Source organism: Shinella zoogloeoides, from assembly GCF_003574625.1.
In the GTDB taxonomy this organism is placed as follows: domain Bacteria; phylum Pseudomonadota; class Alphaproteobacteria; order Rhizobiales; family Rhizobiaceae; genus Shinella; species Shinella zoogloeoides_A.
The window spans coordinates 152,373-169,066 of record NZ_QNUJ01000006.1 but is presented as its reverse complement, the minus strand read 5'-3'; the positions used below and the strand labels follow the sequence as shown (position 1 = coordinate 169,066).

The following is a 16,694-nucleotide window of genomic DNA, read 5'->3' as shown; positions in this document are numbered from 1 at the left end:
TATGACCGATGACGTCACCCTTTCCCCGACGGAAGCAATGGACCTCGCCCGCACGGCGCTGATGCGCGTCGGCATGGCGGAGGCGGCAGCGGCGGCGCTCGCCCGCGCCACGCTGGACGCGGAAATGGCCGGCAAGCGCACGGTCGGCTTCCTGCACCTGACGGACTATCTCAGGAGCCTCGTCGACGGCAGGATCGCCGGACGGGCCGAACCGCTCATCACCTCGCCAGTACCCGCAATCATGAAATGCAACGCCATGGGCGGCGTGGCGCAGCACGGTTTTTCACTTGCCCATGAGGAACTGGTGGCCAAGGCGAGGACCTTCGGCATCGCCGTCTTCTCCCTGCACAACAGCTATACGACCGGCGAGCTCGGCTGGTATGCCGCCCGGCTTGCCGAAGAAGGCCTCGTCGCGCTCGCCGCCACCAACGGCCCGGCGCTGATGGCCGGCGCGGGCAGCCGCCAGCCGGTCTACTGCACCAATCCCCTCGCCTTCGCCGCCCCCTTGGAGGACGGCCGCCTGCTCCTGATCGACCAGGCCTCCAGCATGGCGGCCTTCGTCGACATCCGCGAGGCGGCGGCGCGGGGCAAGTCCATCCCCGACGGCTGGGCGCTCGATCAGGAGGGTGAGCCGACCCGGGACCCATTCGCGGCCATGCAGGGCGCGCTGCTGGCCTATGGCGGCACCAGGGGAGCCAATATCGCCCTCTGGTGGAGGTGCTGGCGGCGGGCCTCACGGGCGCCAACTGGTCGCTCGACGCGCCGGATTTCCAGGCGGGCGAGGCGACGCCCGGCATCGGCCTCTTCGTCCTTGCCCTCTCGCCGCAACTCTTCGCCGACGATTTCCCGGCCCGGCTCGCCGGGCAGGTGGAGCGCCTTTCCGGCGAATTCGGCGTGCACATCCCCGGCCTTCGCCGCATGGAACGGCAGCGGCAGGCGGAAAGCGCGGGCATCGTCTTGCCTCGCCAACTCTTTGACAGTATTTCCTCTTTCCGGCGCAATTGACCGGAGAGAACGGATATGGCGGGACGGCTGCTGGCGATCGGCGAATGCATGGTGGAACTGATGCAGGCCGAGGGCGGCCTGATGCGCAAGAGCTTTGCCGGCGACACGTTCAACACCGCCTATTACGCCCGGCAATACCTGCCGTCCGACTGGAGCGTCGACTATTTCTCCGCCGTCGGCACCGACACGATTTCCGACGAGATGCTGGCCTTCATGGAAGGCCACGGCGTCGGCACCGCCCATGTCGCGCGCATCGCCGGCCGCTCGCCGGGCCTCTACATGATCCATCTCAAGGACGGCGAACGCAGCTTCTCCTACTGGCGCTCCGCCTCCGCCGCAAAGCTCCTTGCCCGCGACGGCGACCGGCTGCGCGCCGCCATCGAGGCTTCCGACATTATTGTCTTCTCCGGCATCACGCTGGCGATCCTGCCGGCGGAGGATGTCGAGACCCTGCTTGCCGAGCTGCGCCGCGCCAGGGCCGCCGGCAAGCGCGTCGTCTTCGATCCCAATATCCGCCCGCGCCTGTGGGACGACATGGACCGGATGCGCGCGACGGTCACCGAGGGCGCCCGCGCCGCCACGCTCGTCATGCCGAGCCTCGACGACGAGACGACCCATTTCGGCGACGCCTCGCTGGAGGCGACCATCGCCCGCTACGCCGCGCTCGGCGTCGCGGAACAGGTGGTGAAGGACGGTGGCGAGGGTGCGACGCTGGTCTTCGGCGAGAAGCGCAGCCATGTCCCGTCGGCGCGCGTCGAGAAGATCGTCGACACGACGAGCGCCGGCGACAGCTTCAACGGCGCCTTCCTCGCCCGCCTCGCGGCAGGCGCGGCGCCGCAGGAGGCCGCGCGCTTTGCGGCGGACGTCGCCGCCGCCGTCATCCAGCATCACGGCGCGCTGGTCGTAAAGGACAAGCTGCCGCAAGGCTGATTGATCGGATCGGCGCCAAAATCGATCGGCCGCGCACCGACGCGGCGGCCGATCCCGCCTATCCTTCCCCTGTCTTCATCGCAGACAGGACGGAAACCATGATCCCATCACGCTTCATCGCGGCCCTTGCCGCCACCCTCGCCCTTTGCCCGGCGGCAGGCCGCGCCGCCGATTTCACCGCCACCTCGAAGGCCTTCGCATCCGGCACGGTGCAGCCGGCGCAGTTCTCCGCCATCATGGGCTGCACCGGCGGCAATCTCTCGCCGGACATCCAGTGGTCCGATCCGCCGGAGGGCACGAAGAGCTTCGTCGTGATGGTCTACGACAAGGACGCGCCGACCGGCTCCGGCTGGTGGCATTGGGTCGTCATCGACCTGCCGGCCGATACGGCCGCGCTTGCCGAGGGTGCCGGCAGCGGCAGGGCGGACCTGCCGAAGGGCGCCCGCATGACGCCGACCGACATGGGCGCGCCGGGCTTCCTCGGCGCCTGCCCGCCGGAAGGACCCGAGCACGACTATACGATCACCGTGAAGGCGCTCGGCATCGACAGGCTGCCGGTGCCGGACGAAGCGACCCCGGCCATGGTCGGCTTCGTCAGCAACATGAACGCGCTCGCCACCGCGACGATTTCCGCGAAGGGTAGGCGCTGACGGCGGTTCTTGCCGGGGCCCGTCCGGGAAGGATAGGCTCCGGCAGACCCAAGGGATGGACAGGATGAGCATCGCCATACGCCCCGAGATCGGCGCCTCGGCCCGCATCGTGCAGTACAACCGGCTGCGCTATGCCAATATCCTGATCAACCGTCCCGTTCTCATCCTCGTCGAGCGCGGCACGAAGGTCCTGCGCACCGGCGAGGAGGAATGGGTGGTGCCGGCGGGCGGCTGCATCGCGCTGGCGCAGGGCGAGACCTTCGACGTGGTGAACGCCGCCGAAGGCGAGCGGGCCTATGAAGCGCGCTGGATCGCCTTCGAGCCGGACACCGTCGCGGCCTTCGCCGCAAGGCCCGGCAATGGCCAGCCCTTCGGCCGCGCCTTCACCATCCGCGAGCCGCACAGGGGCTTTCACGATTCCTTTGCCGATTGCACCGAAGCGATCACCGATCCCGGCGGCATCCCCACCGAGATCGCCCGCCACCGGCTCGGCGAACTCCTGCTCTGGCTCGACCTTGCCGGCGGGCGCTTTGCCCTGCCGCGTCCGGCCGGCTTCAGCGACCGCGTGCGGCACCTCGTTTCCGGCAAGCCCGATGCCAGCTGGACGAGCGCCGACCTCTGCCATGCGCTCGGCGTCAGCGAGGCAACGCTGCGCCGCAGGCTCGCCGCCGAGAAATGGTCGTTCCAGTCCCTGCTGATCGATGTGCGCATGTCGATCGCCATGCAGCTCCTGCAATCGACGGACATGTCCGTCCTCGGCATTGCCGGGGCGGTGGGCTATGAATCGCAGTCGCGCTTTGCCGCACGGTTCCGCACCCGCTTCGGCTTTGCGCCGAGCGCGATCCGCGGCCACATCCGGCCCGATCCGGTGGTCAGCGCTTCTTCTTCGCCCGGCCCGCGAACGGATTGTCCGCCGCCTTGAAATGGATGCGAATCGGCACGCCCGGCAGGTTGAAGTCGTTGCGCAGGCCGTTGGTGAGGTAGCGGATATAGGATTCCGGCAGCGCGTCGGGACGCGTGCAGGACACCATGAAGCCCGGCGGGCGGGCCTTCACCTGCGTCATGTATTTCAGCTTGAGACGGCGGCCGGAAACGGCCGGCGGCGGATGCTGCGTCTGCACCGCGTCCAGCCAGCGGTTGAGCTTGGCGGTGGAGATGCGGCGGTTCCAGGTGCGGTCCGTGTCGATGACGGCCTGCATCAGCTTGTCGAGGCCTCTGCCCGTCTGGCCGGAGACCGGCACGGCGCGGATGCCGCGCGCCTGCGGCAGCAGCCGGTCGGTCTTCTCGCGCAGCTCCGCGAGCACGGCCTGCGGGTCGTCGATCAGGTCCCACTTGTTGAAGGCGAGCACGGCGGCGCGGCCTTCGCGCAGCACGAGGTCGACGATCTGCAGGTCCTGCTTCTCGAAGGGAATGGTGGAATCGAAGACGATGACCACGGTCTCGGCGAAACGGATGGCGCGCAGGCCGTCGGCGACGGAAAGCTTCTCCAGCTTCTCCTGCACCTTCGCCTTGCGCCGCATGCCGGCCGTGTCGAACATCTTGATCGTGCGGCCTTTCCAGTCCCATTCGACGGAAATGGAATCGCGCGTGATGCCGGCCTCGGGGCCGGTCAACAGCCGGTCCTCGCCGAGGAAGCGGTTGATCAGCGTGGACTTGCCGGCATTCGGGCGACCGACGATGGCGACGCGCAGCGGCTTCGTCTCGTCGTATTCCGGCTCGAAATCCTCGTCCGCTTCGGCGCCCTCGGCCATCTCCGCTCGCACGTCGATATTGGTTTCGGCCTCGTCTTCTTCGGGATAGGCGCGTTCCTCGCCGATGGCGGCGACGATGGCGTCGCGAAGGTCGAGCATGCCCTGCCCGTGTTCGGCGGAGATCGGCGTCGGCTCGCCGAGGCCGAGCGTGAAGGCATCGTAGAAGCCACCGTCGGAGCCGCGGGCTTCCGACTTGTTGGCGACGAGCACGACGGGCTTGCCCTTGCGGCGCAGCATCTCGGCCAGCGTCTGGTCGACCGGGGTGAGGCCCATCTTGGCATCGACCACGAAGAGCGACAGGTCGGCCTCCTCGATGGCGGCTTCCGTCTGGGCGCGCATGCGGCCCTGCAGCGTCTCGGGCGCGGCCTCTTCGAGGCCGGCCGTATCGATGATGCGGAATTTCAGGTCGATAAGGCGGGCGTCGCCCGGCCGGCGGTCACGGGTGACGCCGGGCGTATCGTCGACGAGCGCGAGCTTCTTGCCCACGAGCCTGTTGAACAGGGTGGACTTGCCGACATTGGGGCGTCCGACAATGGCGACGGTGAAGCTCATGAACGTGTTCCGTTATAGCGGCCGGCAGATGCCGGCTCAGGAAGACAGCTTGCCGCTTGCCGTGATCAGGTCAAGCAGCATCTGCGCGCGGTTGGCGACATTGCGCGGGCTTTCGCTGTCGTTGATTATGGCGTCGAACCACTCCTTGGCGCGCGCATAATCCTCGTGCTTGTAGGCCGAAAGACCGAGAACCTCGCGGGCGGAATGGCGCAGCGCCCCCTGCGGCGTCGCAAGCTGCTCGGCCTCGGCCGAGACCTGGTCGTAGGTGCCGGTATCGACGAGGAGATAGGCTGCGCGAAGGCGGGCCGCATCGCGCAGCGCCTGCGGCACCGAGCCGTCCTTGGAGATCGCCGTGAAGGCATCGATGGCGCCCTTGGCGTCGGTCTCGGCCAGCAGCGAGGCCGAGCGCATGCGGGCAAGCACCGGATAGGAGCCGAAGCCATCCTTCTCGAGCGCGCCGAGCGCGGCCAGCGCCTCGTCCTTCTTGCCGTCGCGGGCGAGCGTCAGGGCGGCGAGGAATTCGTCGCCGGAAGCGGAAGCCTCGCGGTCGCGCCAGTATTCGTAGCCCACCTTGCCGATCGTGCCGAGCACGACGAGAACGGCCGCGCCGATGAGGATTCGGCCGAAACGCTTCCAGACCAGACGCATCTGATCGGAGCGCAATTCCTCGTTCACCTCGCGGATAAAGCTGTCGTCCTGATTTACCATGTCCTGCCCGGCGCCAACCAACGTTTAAAGTTAGCGCCTTCTACCCGATTTTCGCGGCGTTGTAAGGGGGCAGGTGCGAAAAGCCCCCGGGATGCGCAACGGATCAGGGCAGCGGGGCGACGCCGATCAGCCATTCGTGAAGCTTGAGGACGATCACGGCATAGAGGGCGAGCCCGACAACGACGGCGGTGACGTCGTATTTCGCCGAGACGAAGACCGGCAGCTTGGTTTCCCCCGCCGCGATGCGCTTCTTGAGCGTGATGCGCAGGATGACCGCCCAGGCGAGGATCGTCACGAAGAGCAGAACGGAATAGCTCTCGCCGTTCGCCAGCAGATGCGCCAAGGCCCAGATCTTGATGGCGACGAGGATCGGGAACTTCAGTTTCGTGCGGATATGGCCGGGCGGCAGGAAGCCCGCCACGAGACAGATTGCGGCGATGGCCATCAGCGTCAGCGTGATATGCGCCATGAAGGGGGGCGGGAAATACAGCATCTCGCCGCCGTTCTCGCGTGCGTCGATGAAGCCGTAGACGATGAGGGCGAGGCTTGCCAGCGACACGATGCCGTGCAGCGCCATCCAGCCCGGCTTGCCGAGCGCGGCGATGCCGGCATTGCGCAGCCCCGGCGCGACGGGGCGCAGGAGATGGGTGGCGATGAAGAGAACGAGACCGATGATGAGCAACGTCATGAAAATGCCCCTTGAAGAAAAATCGGCGGATGGCCGTCACCATTGGAATATCCGTCGCGCGGCGACAATTCCAGCCCGATCAAAGGATTGCCGCATTCGGAATCGATGAGAGACCCTTTGCAAATTGTCGCGGGTAGCCATGTCCTCCTTGTTTTCGCCTCGTTCCCTCCTTCTTCCCCTCGCCGTGGCGCTCGCCGCCGGGCCGGCGCTCGCGGGGGACGAGGCGGTGGGGACCGCAAAGCGCAAGCAACTCGTCATCGTCTCCTTCGACGGGGCGCACGACAACCTGCTCTGGGAAAAGAGCCGCGCCATGGCCAAGCGCACCGGCGCGCATTTCACCTATTTCCTCTCCTGCACCTTCCTCTTCCCGAAGGCCGAGCGCGCCAAATACCAGGCGCCGCACGAAAAGCGCGGCCGCTCGAATGTCGGCTTCGCGCCGGACCGGGAGGATACGATCCTCCGGCTCGGCGAGATATGGCTCGCCAAGCTGGAAGGCCACGACATCGGCAGCCATGCCTGCGGCCATTTCGACGGCGGCAAGTGGAGCGCGGAAGACTGGAAGGCCGAGTTCGCCTTCTTCCGGGAGTCACTGAAGAACGCCTGGCAGAATGCCGGCGTCGGCGAGCGCGAGCCGGCGGACTGGAAGCGCTTTGCCGAAGAGGACATCAAGGGTTTTCGCGCGCCCTATCTTTCGGCCGGAAGCGGCCTTGTGAAGGCGCTGGAGGAAAACGGCTTTGCCTATGATGCAAGCCTCGTCACCAAGGGGCCGGCCATGCCTGTGGCAAGCGGCGATATCGCCCGCTTCGGCCTGCCGCTCGTTCCGGAAGGCGCATCCCAGCGTCCCGTCATCGCCATGGACTACAATCTCTATGTCCGCCATTCCAAGGGCAAGGAGAACCCGGAAAAGAGCGCCGCCTTCGAGGAAAGCGCGCTGAAGGCCTATCGCGACGCCTTCGCCAAGCAATATGACGGCGAGCGCATTCCGCTGCAGCTCGGCTTCCATTTCGTCGAGATGAATGCCGGCGCCTACTGGCGCGCGCTCGACCGCTTCCTGACGGAGACCTGCGGCAAGGCGGATGTCGCCTGCGTCAGCTATGCCGGCGCGCTGGACATCCTCGCGAAAGAGAAGAAGGCGGCTGGGGCCGCCCTCTAATCGCAATCCTTACGGTTCGTTGGCCGCAAGCTCGCCTTCGACGGCCGCCCTTTTCAGGTAGCGCTCGTCGATATCGGGCAGCGGCTGGTCGTCGATCGCCGCCTCGAAGGCCTTGAGGCGCTTGTAGATCGACAGAAGCTCGACGATCGTCGTCCAGGAATTGACGAGATACTGGAACGACTCGCGCACCTGACCGAACACGTTCTGGATCTGGCTCATCACGCCGAGCGTCAGCTTGCCGGCGACGATGGAGGGCACCAGAACGAAGGTGCCGAAGAGATTGTCGGCCTGCAGGTAGAAGATGCGGGCGACGTTGAAATAGAGATAGTGGAAATAGAGGCGGAAATAGTTCTTGCGCACATTGGCGAAGAGCTCCGCCACCGTCGGCGGCTGCGCCCGGTCGGCATGGTCCTCGCCATAGACCAGCTCCTTGCGGTAGGCCGCCTCGACGCGCTGGTTGCGGAATTCAAGGCCCGGCAGCTTGATGCCGACGGCGGCCAGGAACACCGTGCCGAACAGCGACCAGCAGATCGCCGCCCAGACAAGGGCATGCGGAACCTCGCCGACGAAGGGCAGCACCGTCACCGTGCTGGAGAACTTGAACAGCACGGGAAGGAAGGCGACGAGCGTCATGATCGAGGAAACGAGGCTGACGCCGAGCCCTTCGACGGTGCGCGAGAAGCGCATCGTGTCGTCCTGCACGCGCTGCGAGGCGCCCTCGATATGGCGCAGCTTGTCCCAGTGGGACATGTAGAAATCGTTCATCGCCGTGCGCCAGCGGAAGACATAGTGGCTGACGAAGAACAGGTTCAGCGTGCCGACGGTGATGGCGACGAAGGCGATGCCCGCAAAGCCGATCATCCCGACATAGATCTCGGTTTCCGTCGGGATCGGCTCGGTGCGCGCGAGGCCGCGCTGGATCATGTCGTAGAACGGCCCGTACCACGCATTGATGGCAACGCTTACCTGCACCGAGAAATAGGTGTTGAAGATGATCAGCGCCGATCCGAGCACGGACCAGAGCTGCCATTGATGCGGGCGGTAGGCGAACCAGAAGGCCGCGAACAGCCCGACCATCACCGCGTAATAGATGTAGAACCAGAGGAAGGGCGCCGACCAGAAGACGGAGACCCCGACGACCGCTTCCTCGCCCGGCTTCAGCGGCGGCAGCCCGATATAGGCGCCGAGATCGCCTCCCCCGGCATACCAGATAATCATGGCGAGGGCCGACCAGAGGACGACGGACGGGAAGAACAATCTGGGATAGGGGAAGAAGGAGACGAACAAAGGGATAGCTTTCGTTTCTCGTAGGCCGGGCGACGCGAAGCACGCCGAAGATGCGCAGAACCTAAAGGAGTTTGCGCAGCACAACAATTGGTGCCCCGGGGCATTACCGAGATTTAATGGAAAGCGCGCCGCCGAGCACAGTGATGGCCGCGGCAAGGAGCAGGATGCCGGCCGCCGCAAGGCTAGGCAGGGCGTAGCTTCCCGTGCGCGCGGCGAGGAACCCGGCCCCGAGCGGGCCGATGATCTGCCCGACGCCGAACGCTGCCGTCATCAGGGCGAGAACCTGGCGCGGGCTCCGGCTGGCGAGAACCCGCCCGAGCTGCAGGCCATAGGCGGTGATGACGATGAAGGTGAGGCCGAGAAGAACGCCCCCGACGAGCGCCGACCACGGAAAGGGCAGCAGGACCGTCGCCGCGACGCCGACCGTCTCCACGAGAATCGCAAGCAGATAGGCCATGGCGACGCCGCTGCGACGCTCGACGGGTTTCCAGGCGATGAGCGACAACGCCGCCGCACCGCCGGTAACGAGCCATGTGAGGCATTCGAGCAGTGGGCTCTCCGCCCCTTCCCGCGCGATGGCGACGATGAACGTGGCGGTCACCACATAGCCGATGCCAAAGAGACCGTAGCTCAGCGTCAGCGCCACGAGCGGCCGCGTCCAGACAATCGGCGGCTCGCGCACGGCCGACGCGCCGCCTTCCGGCCGTGGCAGCAGCACCATGACGGCGGCAAGGCCGGCGGCGGCGAGCAGCGCGCCGAAAAGCCAGTCCGCCCGCCATGCCGGGAGCGCGGAAAAGTCGATGAAGGAGAGAAGGTAGACGAGCACGGCCGAGACCGCGATACCGCTGCCGACGCCGGAAAAATGCGCCATCTGCACGCGCGGATCGCCATGGGCGAGCCCGATGGACAGCACGATACCCGATGTGAAGATCATGGCGAAGGCGCTGGCAAGACCCGCGAGGAAACGGATGACGGACAGTGCCGCGACACCGGAGAAAAGCCCCATGGCCAGAAGCAGCAGGACGGTCGCGGCGAGAGCGCCGATTGCCAGAGACCGCTCCCGGCCGGCGGCCCAGCCATAGGCGGCCAGCACCGCGCCGATCAGGTATCCGGCGAAATTCGCCGCCGCGATGATGCCGGCATCGGCCGCATTGAGGCCGAGCCCCGCCATCATGCCGGGCAGGACGGGCGTGTAGAAGAAGCGGCCGAGCCCCATGGCCACCGCCATGGCGAGCGCGCCGGCAATGGCGGCGCGCAGGGTCACGCGCGAAGAAGCGGCTGTGCGTTGCATCATGGCGGGACCATTGCACTGCAACATGGCCACGGCAAACGACATTTATTGATCGTCGGATCAGCGCCGGTGAAGGCTCTCAGCCCGGCAGCGTCACCACCAGCGGGCCGTTGCGCGTGGCGACGACCGTGTGCTCGAACTGCACCGTCGGCGCGCTCGGCTCGCTGTAGAGCGTCCATTCGTCCTTGTCGCCGCCTTCCGCCCAGTTCGCCCCGAGCGAGAGGAACGGCTCGACCGTGAAGACGAGGCCTTCCGTCATGCGGCGCTTTTCCTGCGGGTCCGGCCAGGTGGCGATTTCCGTCGGCTCCTCGTGCAGCGAGCGGCCGACGCCGTGGCTGGCGAGATTGGCGATCAGCGTATAGCGGTTCTTGCGCGCGAAGGCGCCGATGGCGTTGCCGACCTCGGCCAGCGGCTTGCCGGCCTTGACTTCCTTGAGACCGACCCAGAGCGCCCGCTTGCCGTCGCGGCAAAGCCGCTCCACCGCCGGCACCGAGCGGCCGACCGTGAAGGATGCGCCCGTATCGGCGAAATAGCCGTCGAGCTCGGCGGAAACGTCGATATTGACGAGGTCGCCTTCCTTGATCACCCGCTCGCCCGGAATGCCGTGCGCCACCTCTTCGTTGATGGAAATGCAGGTCGCGCCCGGGAAATTGTAGCAGCTTTCCGGCGCCGAGCGGGCGCCCGTCGCCTCCAGCATGCGTCGGCCGATCAGGTCGAGCTCGGCCGTCGTCATGCCGGGCCGGACGGCGGTCGACATGTGCTGCAGCACGTTCGCGCAGATCCGGCCGATCGCCTTCAGGCCGTTGAGGTCTTCATCGTTTCCAAGGGTCATGGCATCTCTCTTTCGCGGGGCGTCCTAGCACGTCCGCGCCGCTCTGTCAGGCGGAAGGGGCCATTTCCGCCCTGGGCTCGTCCGCCAGCATCTCGCGCACCAGCGGCGCGACCTTCGTGCCGTAGAGCTCGATCCCGCGCAGGATGCGATCATGCGGCATCAGGCCGATGGCCATCTGCAGCAGGAAGCGGTCGTTGCGGAAGATCCTGTGGTGGGCGACGATCTTCTTCGCCACCGTCTCCGGATCGCCGAGGAAGAGATGGCCGTCCTGCCCGGTCGACTGGTCGAACTGCGCCCGGCTCGTCGGCCCCCAGCCGCGCTCGCGGCCGATGCGGTTCATCACCTCCGCCTGCGGCCCGTAAAAGGTGTCGGCCGCTTCCGCCGTCGTATCGGCGATGAAGCCGTGCACGTTGATGCTGGTCTTCAGCTTCGCCTCGTCCTGTCCCGCCCGCCGCGCGGCCTCGCGGTAGAGATCGAAGAGCGGCGCATAGCGCGCCGGCGTGCCGCCGATGATAGCGAGCGCCAGCGGCAGGCCATAGGCCCCTGCCCGCGCCACCGACTGCGGCGTGCCACCCACCGCGATCCAGACCGGCAGCCGGCCATGCAAGGGCCGCGGATAGACGCCGATGCCCGATAGCGGCGCGCGCATGACGCCGTTCCACGAGACCTTCTCGCTTTCGTTGAGGGCGAGCAGCAGGTCGAGCTTTTCCTCGAAGAGCTGGTCGTAGTCGTCGAGCGCGTAGCCGAAGAGCGGGAAGGATTCGATGAAGGAGCCGCGCCCCGCCATGATCTCCGCCCGGCCGCCGGACAGGAGATCGACCGTCGAGAACTGCTGGAAGACGCGCACCGGATCGTCCGACGACAGCACCGTCACCGCGCTCGAAAGACGGATGGTCTTGGTGCGCGCCGCCGCCGCGGCCAGGATGACGGCCGGCGCCGAGGCCGCATAATCCGGCCGGTGATGCTCGCCGAGCCCGAAGACATCGAGCCCCACCTGATCGGCAAGCTCGATCTCTTCCAGCAGGTTCTTCAGCCGCCGCTCCCCTTCCCGCCCCTTGTCGGCGGCATTGGGATCGACATCGGCGAAGGTATAGAGGCCAAGTTCCATGGGATGTTCCGGATGAGAGGATTTCCCTCAGATATGGCGCTCAGCCGGAGGTTGGAAGAGGCGTTGAGGGAAACAGTGTGTTCACGGCGCGGGAAACACCGCGCCGTCCGCCGCCTCGCGCTGCATGCTGTCGAGATGCTGGCGGATATGGGCCGCCTCGGCCGAGGTCGTGGCGAGCGCGATGGCGCGGTCGAAGGCCTGATGCGCCTCCGCATAGCGGCCGAGCTGCTTGAGGAGCCCGCCGCGCAGGCCATGGAAGTAGAAATAGCCGTCGAGCTTTTCCGCCAACGGTTCGATGAGCGCCAGCGCCGCCTCCGGCCCCTCGCGCTTGGCGACCGCGACGGCACGGTTGAGCCGCACCACCGGCGAGGGCTGGAGGCGCTCCAGCGTCTGGTAGAGAAGGTCGATCTCCACCCAGTCCGTCTCCGCCGCCGTCGCGGCGCGGGCATGCAGCGCGGCAATCGCCGCCTGTATCTGGAAGGGGCCGGGCGCGCGGTGGCGCAGCGCCTTGTCGATCAGCACCAGCGCCTCGTCGATGAGCGCGCGGTCCCACAGCGAGCGGTCCTGATCCTCCAGCAGCACGATCTGCCCGTCCCCGTCGAAGCGGGCGGCAAGCCGGGAATGCTGGATGAGCAGCAGCGCCGTCAGCCCCATGATCTCCGGCTCCGCCGGAAAGAGCTTGAGCAGCAGCCGGGCGAGCCGGATCGCCTCCGTGCAGAAGGGCATATCCGCCTTCTCCGGCACCCCGGCCGAATAACCCTCGTTGAAGACGAGATAGATCATCGCCGCGACGAGGCCGAGCCGTTCGGCCCGCGCCACGGCATCGGGCGTCTCGAAGGGAATGCCGGCCGCGCCGACCTTGGCCTTGGCGCGGGTGATGCGCTGCTCCATCGCCGCTTCCGAGACGAGGAAGGCCCGCGCGATCTGCCTGACCGAAAGCCCGGAGACGATGCGCAGCGCCAGCGCGATCTGCTGCGTCGCCGGCAGGTCCGGATGGCAGCAGACGAAGAGCAGGCGCAGGATGTCGTCGCGGTAATGCGCGCCGTCCAGCCGGTCGGCAAGGTCGCTCTCGGTGTCCTCAAGGTCGGACAGTACCTCCTCGGGCGGCAGCGGCCGGGTTTTCGCGCGCTTCCTCACCTGGTCGATGCCGCTGTTGCGGCCGACGAAGATGAGCCATGCTGCCGGATCGCGCGGCGGGCCTTTTTCGGGCCATGTCCTCAGCGCGCGAAGGCAGGCCTCCTGAAAGGCCTCCTCCGCCATGTCGAGGTCACGGAAGTAGCGCAACAGCGCCCCCATGGCCTGCGGCCGTGCCGAGGTGAGCGCCAGGTCGATCCAGGCAAGGTCCGTCATGAAATGGGCACTCCCGGATTGAAGAACTGCAGCGGCCGGATCTCATAGGTCCCGTTCGCCGGATTGGCGGCGGAAAGCTCGCGGGCGAACTGGATCGCCTCCTCCAGCGTCTCGGCCTCAAGCACGAAGAAGCCGAGGAACTGCTCCTTGGTCTCGGCGAAGGGACCGTCCATGACGATATTGTCCGTCGGCCCCTTGCGCACGGTGACGGCGGCCGTCGTCGGCATCAGCCGCGCGACGGGCCCGAGCTTGCCGGCCTCGGCATAGCGCTGGTTGACCGCGCCGAGATCGGCCATGACCTTCTCGTCCAGCTCCTTCGACCAGGCGCAGACTTCGCTTTCGGCATCGTAACAAAGAACGGCATACAGCATGGTGAACTCCCGTGGTTGATAGACGCAGGAGTAACGCCTCAGCCGACAGGGCGCACCGGAATATTTTTGATTTTCGGCAGGAAATGCCGCCCGCTCAGATCTTGAAAATGTCGTCCTGCGAGAACACGATGACGTAGCCGCCCGTCGCTTCGGCATCGTCAGCCCAGGTCCGCAAGTGCGAATGATAGGGCTCTTTCCGCCAAACATCGGGGTGATCGGGATCGACCAGCACTGTAACCTGCGGCCCCTGCCGGTAGACCATCATGTGTGAGCACGACGGCTCCCACACTTCAGCAAGGCCCTCATCGGTCATCCACAGACAGAGGAAATCCCGGCAGACCGATGGCCGATCCGCATAGATCGAGCACCCCTCGCCCGCGACGCAGTGCCTGCACCAGGCATTGGCCGGCTTGTCAAGGAGATCGATGTCGGGCAGCCGGCAACAGAGCGTGCAGGTGCCGCAGGATCGGCCGGCAACAACGTTAGGGGATGATAGCATGGCCGGTGCATAGCATCCGACCACCAAGCCTAGAAGGGCCGGTGATGCGAATTACGCGCTCAGTGTCCGCCGCACCGCATCCTTCCATCCCCTGATCTTCACCGCACGCATCTTCTCGTCCATCTCGGGTGTGAAGCGCGTATCGCGCGCCCAGGACTTGGCAAAGCCCTTGCGATCCGGCCAGACGCCGGCGCGCTGGCCGGCGAGCCATGCCGCGCCGAGGGCCGTCGTTTCAAGGATGGTCGGGCGGTCGACGGGAGCGTCGAGGATGTCGGAAAGGCGCTGCATGGTCCAGTCGGAGGCAACCATGCCGCCATCAACGCGCAGCACCGTCTCCTTGCCGTTCGCCTTCCAGTCCTTGTGCATGGCGTCGAGCAGGTCGCGCGTCTGGTAGCAGACGGCCTCCAGCGCCGCGCGGGCGAATTCGGCGGGGCCGGTGTTGCGCGTCATGCCGTAGATGGCGGCCCGCGCCTCCGGGTCCCAATGCGGCGCGCCGAGGCCGGTGAAGGCGGGCACGAGATAGACGTTCTGTGTCGGGTCGGCCTTGGCGGCAAGGTCGCCGGTATCGGACGCGGCCTTGATGACCTTCAGCCCGTCGCGCAGCCATTGCACGGCCGCGCCCGCGATGAAGATCGAACCCTCCAGCGCATAGGTCGTTTCGCCGTCGAGCCGGTAGGCGATGGTGGTGAGCAGGCGGTTCTTCGAGCGCACCATGTCCGGCCCGGTATTGAGCAGCGCGAAGCAGCCGGTGCCGTAGGTGGATTTCATCATGCCCGGCTCGAAGCAGGCCTGGCCGATGGTCGCCGCCTGCTGGTCGCCGGCAACGCCGAGGATCGGGATTTCCGCGCCGAACAGGCTTTTCTCCGTCACGCCGAAATCGGCCGCACAGTCCAGCACCTCGGGCAGCATGGCCTTCGGCACGCGCAGGATCTCCAGCAGTTCGTCATCCCATTCGTTCGCCGCGATGTTGTACATCAACGTGCGGCTGGCATTGGTGGCGTCGGTGACATGGGACTTACCGCCCGTCAGCCGCCAGATGAGGAACGTGTCGATGGTGCCGAAGCAGAGGTCGCCTTTGGCGCCCCGCGCCCGCGCGCCCTTCACGTTGGAGAGCATCCAGGAGAGCTTGGTGCCGGAGAAATAGGGATCGAGCAGCAAGCCCGTCTTCTTCGTGAAGGTCTTTTCGAGGTCCTGCTTCTTCAGCTTCTCGCAATAGGAGGCGGTGCGGCGGTCCTGCCAGACGATGGCGTTGTGGATCGGCCTGCCGCTCTCGCGCTCCCAGACGACGACCGTCTCGCGCTGGTTGGTGATGCCGATGGCGGAAATGTCGGAGGCCTTGACGCCGGCCTTCTTCAACGCAGCCTTCACCGACCAGACGACGCTTTCCCAGATTTCCTCGGGATCGTGCTCGACCCAGCCGGATTGCGGAAAGATCTGCGTGAATTCCTTCTGGCCGGACCCGACGACCTTCTGGCTGCCGTCGAAGACGATCGCCCGGCTCGATGTCGTGCCCTGGTCGATCGCGAGAACATATCCGCCCATGCTTCCCTCCCGGTGAAGGGCCGCTCCCAGGCCCTTCGGAATCTTCAATACGATACAAAAACGAATGTCAAAGGAAAATAAAACGCAAATCGCGCTTTGCCCTCAGCGGGACTGTACCGCGCGGAAAACGCAATTGTCATCGCTTGAGTTTTAGGCGTAGGCTGCCGCAACGCAGCATATCGGGAGATAGTCATGAAGAGCGTCGTCGTCACCGGCTCCACCAGCGGCATCGGCCTTGCCATCGCCACCGCCTTTGCCGAAACCGGCGCCAATGTCGTCATCAACGGCTTCGGCGCAGCGGACGAGATCGAGGCGATCCGGGCAAAGCTCGATGGGCTCGGCAAGGGCCGCGTCATCTACCATCCCGCCGACATGACCAAGCCGCACGAAATCTCAGACCTCATCGAGACGGCGGTGGAGGAATTCGACGGCGTCGACATCCTCGTCAACAATGCCGGCATCCAGCATGTCGAGAAGATCGAGGATTTCCCGGTCGAGAAGTGGGACCAGATCATCGCGATCAACCTCTCCAGTTCCTTCCACACCATCCGCTGCGCCGTGCCGCACATGAAGCGCAAGGGCTGGGGCCGCATCGTCAACGTCGCCTCCGCGCACGGCCTCGTCGCCTCGCCCTTCAAGGCCGCCTATGTCGCGGCCAAGCACGGCGTCATGGGCCTCACCAAGACCGTCGCGCTGGAAGTCGCCGAGAACGGCATCACCGCCAACGCCATCTGCCCCGGCTACGTGCTGACGCCGCTCGTCGAAAAGCAGATCCCCGATACGGCCAAGGCCCGCGGCATCAGCGAGGCCGAGGTGAAGACCGACGTCATGCTGAAATTCCAGCCGACCAAGGAATTCGTCGGCACCGACGAGGTGGCGGCCATCGCGCTCTTCCTCGCCTCGGATGCGGCAAAATCGATCAACGGCACCCATATATCCGTCGATGGCGGCTGGACCGCCCAATAAGAAGGCGCCCC

17 protein-coding genes are annotated in these 16,694 nt (G+C 66.2%); 6 read left to right on the top strand and 11 right to left on the bottom strand.

The features are described from left to right. Position 1: 1 nt before the first annotated feature. The 4 genes from DSD28_RS26495 to DSD28_RS13600 all read left to right on the top strand — a co-directional run bounded on the left by DSD28_RS26495 (position 2) and on the right by DSD28_RS13600 (position 3,507). Positions 2-1,066 (top strand): Ldh family oxidoreductase, encoded by a 1,065-nt coding sequence (locus tag DSD28_RS26495; RefSeq protein WP_432430861.1) that lies wholly within the window; start codon positions 2-4, stop codon positions 1,064-1,066. Beyond that, positions 1,021-1,935 (top strand): sugar kinase, encoded by a 915-nt coding sequence (locus DSD28_RS13610; protein WP_119256952.1) that lies wholly within the window; start codon positions 1,021-1,023, stop codon positions 1,933-1,935. The genes DSD28_RS26495 and DSD28_RS13610 overlap by 46 nt, the downstream gene beginning before the upstream one ends. Before the next feature lie 98 nt (positions 1,936-2,033). Next, complete coding sequence (locus DSD28_RS13605; protein WP_119256951.1) at positions 2,034-2,585, top strand: YbhB/YbcL family Raf kinase inhibitor-like protein; 552 nt, start codon at positions 2,034-2,036, stop codon at positions 2,583-2,585. Positions 2,586-2,649: 64 nt separating this feature from the next. Further along, entirely contained in the window at positions 2,650-3,507 is an 858-nt protein-coding gene (locus tag DSD28_RS13600) for an AraC family transcriptional regulator (protein WP_162911394.1), read from the top strand. Here DSD28_RS13600 and der read toward each other — a convergent pair. The 3 genes from der to DSD28_RS13585 form a co-directional block, all read right to left on the bottom strand. Beyond that, complete coding sequence (gene der / locus DSD28_RS13595; RefSeq protein WP_119256949.1) at positions 3,458-4,888, bottom strand: ribosome biogenesis GTPase Der; 1,431 nt, start codon at positions 4,886-4,888, stop codon at positions 3,458-3,460. The two genes, DSD28_RS13600 and der, sit on opposite strands and share 50 nt — an antisense overlap. Before the next feature lie 36 nt (positions 4,889-4,924). Continuing rightward, positions 4,925-5,596 (bottom strand): tetratricopeptide repeat protein, encoded by a 672-nt coding sequence (locus DSD28_RS13590; RefSeq protein WP_119257171.1) that lies wholly within the window; start codon positions 5,594-5,596, stop codon positions 4,925-4,927. Positions 5,597-5,699: 103 nt separating this feature from the next. Continuing rightward, positions 5,700-6,284: an NnrU family protein gene (locus DSD28_RS13585; protein WP_119256948.1), complete on the bottom strand. Its 585-nt coding sequence runs from the start codon at positions 6,282-6,284 to the stop codon at positions 5,700-5,702. Positions 6,285-6,423: 139 nt separating this feature from the next. On the opposite strand from DSD28_RS13585, the gene DSD28_RS13580 reads away from it, so the two are divergent. After that, positions 6,424-7,437, top strand: coding sequence for a polysaccharide deacetylase (locus DSD28_RS13580; protein WP_119256947.1), 1,014 nt, complete (start codon positions 6,424-6,426; stop codon positions 7,435-7,437). Positions 7,438-7,446: 9 nt separating this feature from the next. Here the strand turns inward: DSD28_RS13580 and sbmA are convergent, their stop codons facing one another. From sbmA to glpK, 8 genes are all read right to left on the bottom strand, one after another. Continuing rightward, positions 7,447-8,724, bottom strand: coding sequence for a peptide antibiotic transporter SbmA (gene sbmA / locus DSD28_RS13575; RefSeq protein ID WP_119256946.1), 1,278 nt, complete (start codon positions 8,722-8,724; stop codon positions 7,447-7,449). A 103-nt stretch (positions 8,725-8,827) separates the two neighbouring features. After that, positions 8,828-10,018 carry a YbfB/YjiJ family MFS transporter gene (locus DSD28_RS13570; RefSeq protein WP_245424831.1) on the bottom strand — a complete coding sequence of 397 codons (1,191 nt, stop codon included), beginning with the start codon at positions 10,016-10,018 and terminating at the stop codon, positions 8,828-8,830. A gap of 76 nt (positions 10,019-10,094) precedes the next feature. Continuing rightward, complete coding sequence (gene map / locus DSD28_RS13565) at positions 10,095-10,847, bottom strand: type I methionyl aminopeptidase (RefSeq protein ID WP_119256945.1); 753 nt, start codon at positions 10,845-10,847, stop codon at positions 10,095-10,097. 46 nt (positions 10,848-10,893) lie between these two features. Beyond that, positions 10,894-11,955 (bottom strand): LLM class flavin-dependent oxidoreductase, encoded by a 1,062-nt coding sequence (locus DSD28_RS13560; RefSeq protein WP_119256944.1) that lies wholly within the window; start codon positions 11,953-11,955, stop codon positions 10,894-10,896. 81 nt (positions 11,956-12,036) lie between these two features. After that, positions 12,037-13,305, bottom strand: coding sequence for an RNA polymerase sigma factor (locus tag DSD28_RS13555; RefSeq protein WP_119256943.1), 1,269 nt, complete (start codon positions 13,303-13,305; stop codon positions 12,037-12,039). Further along, positions 13,302-13,676, bottom strand: coding sequence for a YciI family protein (locus DSD28_RS13550; protein ID WP_119256942.1), 375 nt, complete (start codon positions 13,674-13,676; stop codon positions 13,302-13,304). The genes DSD28_RS13555 and DSD28_RS13550 overlap by 4 nt, the downstream gene beginning before the upstream one ends. A gap of 94 nt (positions 13,677-13,770) precedes the next feature. Beyond that, entirely contained in the window at positions 13,771-14,175 is a 405-nt protein-coding gene (locus DSD28_RS13545) for a YkgJ family cysteine cluster protein (RefSeq protein ID WP_119256941.1), read from the bottom strand. A 51-nt stretch (positions 14,176-14,226) separates the two neighbouring features. Then, the gene (gene glpK, locus DSD28_RS13540) at positions 14,227-15,717 is read right to left on the bottom strand and encodes a glycerol kinase GlpK (RefSeq protein WP_119256940.1); all 1,491 of its coding nucleotides are present in this window, start codon (positions 15,715-15,717) and stop codon (positions 14,227-14,229) included. Between the two features lie 192 nt (positions 15,718-15,909). Here glpK and DSD28_RS13535 point away from each other — a divergent pair, with 192 nt between their 5' ends. Beyond that, the gene (locus tag DSD28_RS13535; protein ID WP_119256939.1) at positions 15,910-16,683 is read left to right on the top strand and encodes a 3-hydroxybutyrate dehydrogenase; all 774 of its coding nucleotides are present in this window, start codon (positions 15,910-15,912) and stop codon (positions 16,681-16,683) included. Positions 16,684-16,694: the final 11 nt, after the last annotated feature.